We start from the raw sequence: 11,518 nt of genomic DNA, 5'->3' as shown, positions 1-11,518 counted from the left end.
TTCCTGTGTAGGGCTTACACGGCCTTCACTATTGCGGTTGGCGGGCTTGTATCCGGGCGGAGACATGTAATAGGCATATCCATTGTCAATACGGGGATCGCTCATCCGGAAGAAAATATGCTCCTTGTTTGCCCTTGCCATTATGAGCGTGTAGCGGTTAGGCTCCAGGTCATAAATACCAAGGTCCATCACCGCTTTCGCTGCATCTGCAGCTGCTTTCCATCTTTCCGCACTATAAGCAGCATAACCGGTATAAGACCTGCCCGGGCTTGATGACGGGTTAAACAAAGGGCTTGCTGCCAGCAGCAGTACCTTGGCCTTAATGGCCAGTACGATGCTTTTACGCATTTTACCGTAATCAGCATCAGTTGCCCTGCCGGCAAGGGAAGCATCGGGACGGAGACTGTCTTTAACCAGATCCAGCTCCGATACAATGTAGCTTACGCACTCTTCAAAGCTGCTGCGTTTTAAATTCAACAGCTCTTTATCATTGGAATCGTATACCTTATCACCCACCAGCGGCACACCGCCATACCTTCTTATCAGCTCGTAATAGAAATAAGCCCTCAGTGCGCGCGCCTCGTTGGGCAGCCATACCTTGCGGGATGAATCGGCCCAGGGAACCTTCAGGTAATTATTCAGGAAAATATTTGCGGCCCTTATAGCGCTGTAACAATTGCCCCAGTTATCATCAAACGTGGCAACAGGACTGTACCCGCCACGAATAATATTCCAGCCCTCATTTCCATCGCCGCTTGGAACAGCATCGTCTGAAAAGCATTCCAATGGCACCAGGGAAATGTTACCCCTAGGCGAACTACTAACGCCCCAGCTGGAACCGCCCAGCATCCGGTTATACCCGGAAGGGATCTTCGAATATATATTGTTCACCCATTTATATGCCTGGTCGCCGGTAGGATCGGTCTCATCGAAAATATAATCTATCGTAAGCAGCTCAAGCGGTTTGTCTTCAAATGCTTTCTTGCAGGATGATACGGCAAGGATGCCTGCAATGAAAATAAGAACGTACCAGCCATAATTCTTTTTCATACAACAATACATTACCGTTAAAATTTAATGTTGATACCAAAATTGAAGATCTTCATAATGGGATAGGCAGCGCCCCAGGACTCCGGATCCAGGTCCTTCCTTACGTCATGGATCTCTGCCCAGGTAAGCAGGTTCAGGCCGTTGGCAAACAGGCGCACTGAAGGGATACCGATCCTGCGGGATAATTTCTCAGGGAACGTATAACCTATCTCTACGTTTTTAAGCCGCACAAAATCATTCTGCTTGATCCAAAAGGAGGAGGTTTGCGTATTATTCGTGTTGTTGCCCAGCCACAACCTCGGCTGCTTTGCTGTTTCAGCGGTGGCCGCGGTGAACCGGCCCAGGTTATACTCATAGGCATTATTTTGCCCGCTGTTCCCAAAGCCGTTCATGAAATCACCGTTCAGGTAACTCTCCCGGTTCAATGTACCCTGGATGAGTATGGAAAGATCAAGGCCTTTAAAGCTAAAGCCGGTATTGAGCCCATAATAGATGGTGGGTTTTGCATTGCCAATGGGGCTCTGGTCATCTATTGTGATCTGACCATCATTGTTGCGGTCAAGATAACGGATGTCGCCGGGCCTCAAAGATGATTTGGGAGATGAGGGCATCACTGCTACTGCAGGATCATTGATCTCATCGTAGGATTTGAACAAGCCAATTGCGGTATAACCATACTGCAGCCCTACCGGCCTTCCGGTGGTAACCTGGTAATCGTAGCTTTTGTGCAGCTCTGCATTATAAACCACTTTTGACTGAACCAGCGAAAAATTACCGGTAACAAAATAGCTGAACGCTTTTATGCTTTGCTGCCAGGTGGCGGAAATATCTGTACCCCAATAGTTGAAGCGCTGATAGTTCTGCAGTGGGTAGCTTGCGCCAAATACGGCGGTTACCAGGGTAGGCGCCGCAACAAGATCATAGAACTTATTAAAGAAATAATCAGCGGTTATTGTAAGCTTGTTATTCCACAGACCAAGATCAATGCCGGCATCCAATTTCTTTGCTTTTTCAGGCGCCAGGCCTGCATTGGCAATGGCATTCTCCCCTGCGCCTCTTTCGAGTGAGGAACCGGAGGCAAACCAATAGCTGCCGTTATTGAAATAGGTTTGGATATACGAAAAGTAGCCGGCGTTTACCTGGCCGGTTAATCCATAGTTTGCTCTCAGCTTCAGGTTGCTGATAAAAGGAAGGTTACGGCTAATGAATGCTTCCTTATGCAGGTTCCAGCCAATGCCCCCGGCCCAGTAAGCTGCCCAACGCTTTGATGGTGCAAGCCAGTTGTAGCCCCCATAGCTAACGGCCGCTTCGGCTATGTATTTTTCATTGAAGCTATAGTTCAATTTACCGGAATAGGCGGTGTATTTTTCAGGAAGGTTTGTGGTATTAAATGCCAGCCGGTTTTGCTGGTTGGCAACCGCAAGTACGGAAACAGCATGTTTTTTAAAAGTGCGGTCGTAACCAAGCGACCCTTCCAGGTATACAATGCGGTACCTGTCATTCAACGTTCCGGAAGTTGTTTGTTCGGTCGTAGATCCATACTTGGTATAAGTATCATTTAAATACTGGTATACTTCAAAATTTTTGTCCCGTTTGGTTGTATAGTAAGCAGTATTGTTGTTGGAGGCTTTTGCTTTTAGCACAAGGCCTTTTGTAAGCACATCCAGCTTTTGCGTAAGCTCCAGGTCAACCGCAATATCCCTTACATCCTGAAACTGGTAACCACGGGCAACGGCCTGCCCCCATATATTGGCATTGCCCTGGTATTTATCGCTGCCGCCAAATGTTCCATCAGGATTAAACACCGGATAGGCAAGCTGCGGCGTATTTAACAAGGAAGAGAAAATGCCGGCAACACCACCACCCGGCTGGTTGTAACGTTGAAAACGGCCAAAGAGGTTCAGCTGTACAAACGTTACAGGCGTTACGTCAACGCCTACGTTCGAACGCAAAGCATACCGGTTTAATTCCGCATTTGTGTTGTACTTATTTTCACTGCTGGTTCTGATGATCCCTTTTTCTTTCATGTTATCCAGGTCAACAAAATACCTGAAGCCTTTTCCACTCCCCTGTATATTGAGATTATAACGGGTTACACCGGCTCTTTTGGTCAGCACGGTATTGTACCAATCCACATCCGGATAGGTGTAGGGATCCGTATGATCTTTATACGCATCGATCTGAGCCTGTGTGTACTGGGGAGCCACCGGTGTAATGCCCGCATCATTTTGCTTAGCCTCATTATACAGCGTGGCGTATTGCCAGGCTGGCAGCGGTTTTGGAAGGGCGGTTGGGGTTTCAAAACCCGATTGGGCGGTGAAAGATATACGGGGTTTGCCCACATCTCCTTTTTTTGTTCTGACGGAGATGATCCCGTAGGAGGAGCGCTGGCCGAACATCACGGTGGAAAGCGCATCTTTTAACACCGTTATAGATTCAATCTGTTCCGGGTCAATGGACTGGTAGCCGCGTTCAATGCCATCGATCAAAATAATTTGTGCCCTTGCCCCGCGGATGTTGAAGCTCATCCCGTTCCCGTCCAGGCCCGGGCCTCCGCTTCCGAAAGTGATGTTCAAACCGGGTATGCGGCCAGGTAAAGCCTGCAGAAATTGCGGGCTTGGCGTTGTGGTTAATTGATTGGTGTAAACGGTTGCTGCCGACTGCAGCAAACTGCTTTTGGCTTGTTCCCCATAAAGGATTGGAACAACTGCAGCAGCTTTTGACGTATCCATGGCAGCTGCCAATTGGGTACCGGCCTTTGTTGTATCTGCAACCTGTGCCTTTGCAGCAGAGAACATGAAAAGAATGGCAGCCAGGAAGCCTAAGTTAACCCTGCGGTATACTTGCCTTCCGGTACCAGAAAGTAGCAGGACACCTGCGGTTAGATTTTTTCTCATAGTGGACATTTATAAAGACAAAAGATCTCTGTTAGGGTAAAAACCGCATTTTTACCCTACAACTCATACGTGAAATTTTGATTGATTATTTAATCGATTAACCGTTCTTCATAACTGGTGATTCTGTGTGAACAACTTCCTTTTGTGTCTTGGGAAATGAAGAATTCCTTACTATTAATTTAACCGGCAATGTTACTGTTCTTCGCTTTTTACTTTCCTTTTCATCTGATAAGGCATGGAGCAGCTGCTGCACTACTTCCTGTGCAATTTCTTCAATAGGCTGCGCTACTGCCGTGATGGAAGGAGAAAATAAATTAAAGTGGGTATTATCATCAAACCCTATTACTGCAATATTCTCCGGTATTGCCAATCCCAGGTCCCTGATCGCTTTTAGTCCGTTTATAGCCAGATAGTTGGTTGCAAAAATGATGGCGTCAATGCCGTGGTGCTGCTTAATAAACTCCTGCACCAATTTTTCCGCCGCCTCCCGGTGGCTCAGCTCATAGGGAAGCTTAGCCACAATGGGCCCGCACAGGCTATCTTCCATAGCCTTGTTATAGCCCTGCAGGCGGGCATGCATCTGCGTTTGCTCAGAGTTCAGCGTTATAAACGCAATGTTGGAATAACCATTCTCCTGCAGATGTTTCACTGCCTGGTAGGAGCCGGAATAGTTATCAATGATCACACTGCTGGTATTAAGCGCAGGCAGGTAACGGTCAAAAAAGATCACCGGTACATTATCTTCCATCAGCGCCATTATTTCATTCTCCACGCCGGAAGGCGGCGCCATAATATATCCATCTACCTGCCGCTCCCGGAATGCTTTTATCAGTGTTTTTGTCTTTTCCGTATCATTTTCAGTGCTTGCAAAGAATATTTTATACTTATGATGGTATGCAATGGACTCAATTCCCCGGGAAATACCGGAGAAGAACGGGTCGGAAATATCCTCCACCAGCATTCCTATAATATTGGACTTCCCTGTCCGTAAGCTTTTTGCTACCATGTTCGGCTGGTAGCCTACCTTTTTTATATAGTCCGACACCTTTCTGCGAACATCCTCACTGATCTTTTTCTCATCCGCCTTGCCATTCAATACAAAAGAGATGGTGGCGGCTGAAAGATTAAGTTCCTTGGCTATGTCGTGTATGGAGATCTTCTTTTTCATTTAGCCGGCAATCAGGTACACCGTTAATTTTTGTTAATCGATTAAGTGGAGCGTATCAGTATTCAGCGTAAATCTACCGGTTTAAGGTAAATCTCCGGGGAAATTCAGGAGGGGGGTATACTCCCAAAAAGGGGGGTGCATCCGTCAAATCCAAGCCTATGCTGGCTATAAACCGGGGAATGCGGGCTAACCGTATTTTAAAGGGACGGTAATTGCTTTGTGAAGTCAAATATCCCGAGATGAAAATAAACTGTCGTTTTGACAATATTGGGCGCCTGAACGGGAAAAGTTCCTGACAGCCTGGCCACCTGCCTTCTTTTACTTAATCCATTTAGTTACCGGGATTAATGGATCCCTTGTCAACCGTATATTGCTTTCCGTGAACCTTGCGGTACTTCTTTACATATTCAGAGGGGTTCATACCAAAAAGCTTATTGAACTGCTCCCGGAAATATTTGATATCCCTGATACCAACGGCATAGGCAGTTTCCTTGATACTATAATCGGTATTGATAAAAAGCTCCGCGGCTTTCCGGAGGCGGATGGAGCGGATGAAGATATTCACCGGCTGGCCGGATACTGATTTCACTTTACGCAGCAGGTTGGAATGGCTCATGCCCAATTCGCTGAGCAACGTTTGAATACTAAAGTTCTTATCCTTTAAATGCCTTTCAACAATGGAAATGCATTTGTCCAAAAGCTCCTTATACCCGGGAGAAACCTTGAAATCGCTTTTATTGAGGGTTATTTCATTGTAAAAATACTTCTGCAGGGCGTTGCGGTTCTTTAAAAGTGTGGCCACCAGCGCAAGCACCAGCTTACTGTCAAAGGGTTTTACAATATAATCATCTGCCCCGCCCTGCACTCCCTGCAGCTTAAGCTCTTCGGAGGTAGCGCCGGTAAGCAGGATAACCGGGATATGGCTCAGCTGCTCGTTTTCCTTCACAGCCCTGCAAAGCTCAATCCCGTTCATCCCGTTCATGTGAATGTCTGAGATGATCAGATCGGGTAAATAATCCTGCGCCATAGTTAAACCGGCTTCGCCGTTCACCGCCTGGTATATTATATAGGTGTCTTTAAATAAACGGGCCAGGTATTGCCGGATGGATTCATCATCGTCTATGACCAGGATAGATTGCTTTTCAGAGATCAGCTCCGCTAAGGGCTCCTCTGCTGCTGCATTTTCCCCGGTTTCAACCTCGTCCTTCAGGGCTTCCAGCAGCCGGGGTGCTGCTGCTGTTTCAGCAACACTAACATCCGGCCCGAAATGCGCCTTCCCTTTTTTAAGCTTTAAGGTAAAGGTGGTTCCACATCCCTCCTCACTTTCGTAGGAAATAGTTCCATGGTGCTGTTCTGCAAAATGCTTTACCAGGAAAAGGCCGATCCCAAAGCCTTCCATGGAACCCGTTTTGGTTCTTTCAGCTTTATAAAATTTGTCGAAGATCTTCTCTCCTATGCCGGATGGGATACCTGCGCCATTATCCTCAACCCGGATCACCACATTTCCGGGGGAATCTTCCAGCAAAAATCTTATACTGCCATCTGCAGGCGTGTATTTTATTGCATTGGAAAGAAGGTTGTACAAGATAATCTCAAGCTTCTCTCTATCCGCATAAACCTCCAAATGCTCATCGGGGCAATCAAAAACGTAATCAATGCGCAGCGCTTCTGCCTGCCGTATAAAACATACATACACCTCATATGCCAGATCGCGAAGATTTAACCTGGAGGGTCTTATATTATCCAGGCCGCTCTCCGTTTTCCTGAATAAAAGCAGCTGGTCAACAAGACTCAGCATGCGCCTTGCATTGCGGTAAACAATATTCAGCTCAGCGTTCTTTTTTTGCTCACTGCTGTTTTTCTCCAACAGCTCCTTTACAGGATTAATGATCAACGTCAGCGGCGTTCTGAATTCGTGGGAGATGTTGGTAAAGAAAGCGATCTGCCGTTCATTGATCTCCCGCTCTCTTTTATTCAGGATCCTTTCCCTTTCACGTTCAGCATGTTCCCTTTCCCTTTCCGCCCGCTCCTTTTCCAGCTCCGACTTCTCCACCGCTAATTCGGCCAGGCTCCTTTCCTTTTCCAGGCGTTCATTTTCGGCATTCAGCTTTGCTATTTTCACCTCGTATTGCAGCCTGGTGCGATTTGCGCGGTACCGCAGATAAAAATAAATGGCTGCGCCGATCATTACCGCATAGCTCAAATATGCCCACCAGCTTCTGTACCAGGGAGGGAGCACAATGATCTTAATCTGCGCCTCTTCCGTGCTCCACCGGCCCCCGGCATTGGTATTCTTAACCCTGAAGGTGTAGGCACCTTCGGAAAGATGGCTGTAAGCCGCCTTTCTTGCATCGCCGCAATAGATCCAGTCTTTATCCCAGCCCTGCATGTAATAGGCATATTGAATTTTATCCGGGGCCGAATACTCCAGCGCTGCAAACTCAAATGAAAGCACCGCTTTATTATAGGGAACCCTGATGCGCTCAATCCGGCTGGAACCGCTTTGGATGTTCAGTAAAGGATCCTGTTCAAGCGGCGTGTTGGCAACTTTTACATCTGTTAAAAAAACTTTCGGATTGCCGTTAACTACTGTGACGTTCCCGGGGCGGAACAAAGAAAACCCCTTGATGCCGCCAAAGGCCATTTCGCCGGTGCGTAATTTTAATGCAGCATGATAATTGAACTGGTTGCTTTGCAATCCATCGCCCTGGTAATAGTTGGTGAATGTTTTGTTCGCGGGATTGAATTTGGCAATGCCGTTAAAAGTACCCATCCACAGGTTACCTGCCGCATCTTCAAGGATGGTTAACACCGAATTGCTGCAAAGCCCTTCCTCCGTAGTGTACCGGGCAGTGATCTTCCCCTGCTTCCTGTTAAACAGCACTAATCCCCCACCCTCGGTACCAAGCCAAAAATTGCCGGCATGGTCTTCCAGGATAACACTTACCGGCTTACCAATGAAATAGGCAACATGTTTCCGGCCGGCCTTATCTATTTTAACCAGGTGATTCATGCCGCCGCCCCAAAAAACATGATCCCTGTCTTCCCGCAACGAATACAGGTCCTTCAGCCTGCCATCAAACAATTCAAAAACCTTTTTCTGCCGGTTCAATTTGAACAGGCCATATTGCTGGGTGCTTAGCCAGATATTTTTCTCCGCATCTTCCAGGAGATTGGAGCCTATGGGATGTAAGGCAAGCGCAGGATGGTCCGGGTCAACACAGTTATAATGTTCAAATTTTCCATTGTCAAAACGATTTACGCCTCCGCGGTAAGTAGCGATCCAGGTATTGCCCTGAGCGTCTGACTGGATGCCGGTCACAAAATTATCGCTCAATGAATTGGGATCCCCGCTGTTGTGGCGGTAATTCGTAAATGAGTTCGCGCTCCTGTTCCAGATACTTATGCCGGCGCCGTCCGTACCTATCCACAGATCCTTATTGGGCGCTTCGTAAAACGATAAAATATAATTGCTGACCAGGGTATTGGCGGCAGCAGGATTGGCAACAACATTCTGAAAACGCTCTTTATTGGGATCAATCACATTAATACCCCCTCTCAGGCAGCCGATCCATTTCCTGGATTGTTTGTCAATCCAAATGGAATAAACAGCATTGCTCGATAATGCATCCGGCTCTCTGGCATCCGATAAAAACTGCGTTTCACCGGTTTCCATATCCAGGATAACCACCCCTCCACCATTGGTGGCAATCCACAGCTCATTATTATTACCTGCGGTGATGCCGGCAACAACATTATAGCTTAATTTCTTATTCCCTTCATTATAAACTTTGTCAAAGGAATTGGAGGTGATGTTGTACCGGTACAATCCGTCATTTGTTCCCAGCCATAAATAACCATTTGCAGCCTCAATACAATTGGCTGACCTGATGGCGGCATTTACAAGCTTTGCCTTACCGGTTTTATACTCGTAAACACACAGGCCTTTATCAGCGGCAAAGAACCATACATGCTTATCATCTGCTGCTTTTACTGCAGTAACCTCATAGGGGGAACTGGCATTATTCTCAAACGGTATGCTGCGGGCAACGTTCCCGCCTTTGGGGAAAAAGAGCAGGCCTTTGCCGGCTGTAGCAACAAACATATTGCCCTGCTGGCCGGCTTCAATATCCTTAACGACCGACTTTAGCTGTTCCGTTTTTTTATCAGGCGTATAATAATAAAGAAAGGAAAAGGTGTTAGACTGGCTTTGGTACACACAGGCCCCCTGCCGGGTGCCTATCCATAAATTGCCCTGGGGATCTTCACTGATGGCATTGATCCAGTTGTTGATCAGTGACCGGCTGTTCCTGAAACTATTTCTAAAGACCTTGAATTCATATCCATCATAGCGGTTCAGGCCGTCATAGGTGCCAAACCACATAAAACCATTTTTGTCCTGGTAGATACATCGTACAAAATTGTTCGACAGGCCCTGCTCAATTCCAAGACGGGTTCTCACCGGATTGCCGGCAAAGGACGGATACCAGGTAAGAAACTGAAAGCATACTGCGAGGCAGGCTAGTTTTTCAAAAAACGATCTCATATGACCCAGCAAACAGAGCGTATTTTTAAGACGATCATTCCATCCCTATACAGGCAACCGGTACCTACGCTGTATTAATAATTGCCTGCGCATATAATTATGGCTGATAGATCAAACTTAACGCTAAATATGTACAAATATTTAGCTGAATAGGACTTTTTTTTATACAAAACAGACTAATACCGCCCTCTGGGAGGCATTCGCTTTACTTCATCATTGTCACGTGCTTTGAGCGATCCAAATTTCCAGTTAAAGGTGATGTGAAAGCTCCGGTTGAAGTAATGGCTGGATGTTGTGCTCCGGAAGCTGGGCGCAGTGGCGTTGGCGTATTGTAACAGGCTTCTCTGGAAAGGGTTAGATACCCCTACCAGGATGCTGGCTTTCTTTTTCAGGAATTCCTTTTGGGCAGTGAAGCTGTAAGACCAGGCGCCTGAATTTCGCCCCTGGAGCGTTATGTAGCCGTTATTGTAGTCGCCCGAAGCCTGCAGGGTGAAATCTTTTGGCAGTGCATAGGACAGGTTTAAATTAACTGCATAGAAACCTGCGCTGTTCTTAACCTGCAGCGCATTGCTGTTAAACCATACCTGGTAAAGCTCTACGCCTCCGTTAACGGTGAGGTCGCCGATCTCCATGGCAGCATTTACGTTTGCGCCTAACCGTTTGTTGGAGGCGATGTTACTGGGAGATGTTCTGGAGATACCCAGACTATCGACTATTGTCAGCATTTCAATGGCATTGCTGTTTGAACTGAAGTAAATACTGTTGTTCAGCGAGAGGCCGGATCTGGCAACGTAGTTATACCCAAACTCCAGCGTTCTGGTGGTTTCAGGCCGCAGCAAGGGATTGCCCGAGCTCAGGTTGCGTGGATCGCTTGCATTTACAAAGGGATTCAGGTCCCAGATCCATGGACGCCTGATACGCTCTGTATAGGCAACCTTCACATCGTGCTGCTCATTGAGGGCTTTGGACAGCAGTACGCTGGGCACCAGGTTGGAAAAAGTGGAGCGGAAAGAAGAAGGCATCCGTTGAAAGTCGCCCCCAATCCCGGTTCCTTCATACCTAAGGCCGGTCCGGAAGGTCCATTTGTTCCTGGTCTCAAATTTCACGCTTGCATATGCTGCGTAAATGTTCTGAAAATACTTCATTTCATCAGAGCGGGATGGGATTTCCAGGAGCTTGTCGCTACCGGGATCTTTTTCATTGTTCCGTGCACTGTAAGACGTGTTGGCGCTCATCCTGCTAAATTTAAGGCCGGTTTCAATAACATTTTTACCGGACGAATTCAATGGATGTGTATAGTCTGCCTGCAGGTTAAGATCCCAGGACTTACTGTTGTTAGGCCCTGTTTCAAGAAAATAAGGTTTGCCCGCCAAGGTATACTGGCGCGTGGTATATACTGAACGATCTTTGCTGAAGCTCGCAGAACCCAGGGCCTGCAGCTCCTGCCCTTTGCGGTGGAACAGCTTCTGATAAACGGCAGACCATTCATAGTAACCGGAGTGATTGCCTGTGTTACTCTGCTGATTATAGACGGCGGCGCCTTTGCTGTCCTGGTAAAAGTTATACAGGTTGCTGTTCGAGGGCCAGGCGCCGTTCCAGAAAGTGAGGCTGGTACTGATCTTCTGGAGGGAATCAACCCGGTAGGTAACGCCCAGATCCCCGAAAACGCCACGATCGTGTTGCGTAACCTCATCCTTTTGCAGTAATTCTCCTATTGGTTGTCCGTTGGATAAAGAAGTGCGGTTAAGTGTGGAGGTTATTCTTTCGCGCTGGTTACTTGCATTCAGGTTCATGCTTAGCTCCATCTTGCCTTTAACGTTGCTCAGCGAGGCGCTGGCAGATTGTTCCAGGTTACCG

Annotated in this window: 5 protein-coding genes; all 5 read right to left on the bottom strand. The window is 47.3% G+C overall.

The features are described 5' to 3' along the window. On the bottom strand, window positions 1–1,050 hold a 1,050-nt coding region (locus tag VIM87_RS17685), incomplete at its 3' end, for a RagB/SusD family nutrient uptake outer membrane protein (protein ID WP_331998285.1). Between the two features lie 17 nt (window positions 1,051–1,067). After that, complete coding sequence (locus tag VIM87_RS17680) at window positions 1,068–3,947, bottom strand: SusC/RagA family TonB-linked outer membrane protein (RefSeq protein WP_331998284.1); 2,880 nt, start codon at window positions 3,945–3,947, stop codon at window positions 1,068–1,070. A 97-nt stretch (window positions 3,948–4,044) separates the two neighbouring features. Next, window positions 4,045–5,115 carry a LacI family DNA-binding transcriptional regulator gene (locus tag VIM87_RS17675; RefSeq protein WP_331998283.1) on the bottom strand — a complete coding sequence of 357 codons (1,071 nt, stop codon included), beginning with the start codon at window positions 5,113–5,115 and terminating at the stop codon, window positions 4,045–4,047. Window positions 5,116–5,446: 331 nt separating this feature from the next. After that, window positions 5,447–9,577 carry a hybrid sensor histidine kinase/response regulator transcription factor gene (locus VIM87_RS17670; RefSeq protein ID WP_331998282.1) on the bottom strand — a complete coding sequence of 1,377 codons (4,131 nt, stop codon included), beginning with the start codon at window positions 9,575–9,577 and terminating at the stop codon, window positions 5,447–5,449. A 260-nt stretch (window positions 9,578–9,837) separates the two neighbouring features. Then, a partial coding sequence (locus VIM87_RS17665) for an outer membrane beta-barrel family protein (RefSeq protein ID WP_331998280.1) occupies window positions 9,838–11,518 on the bottom strand: 1,681 nt, incomplete at its 5' end.

The sequence above is a fragment of the Chitinophaga sp. genome (assembly GCF_036569125.1).
In the GTDB taxonomy this organism is placed as follows: Bacteria; Bacteroidota; Bacteroidia; order Chitinophagales; family Chitinophagaceae; genus Chitinophaga.
Note: the sequence above shows the minus strand (reverse complement) of the source record. Positions and strands in the feature narration are given on the sequence as shown.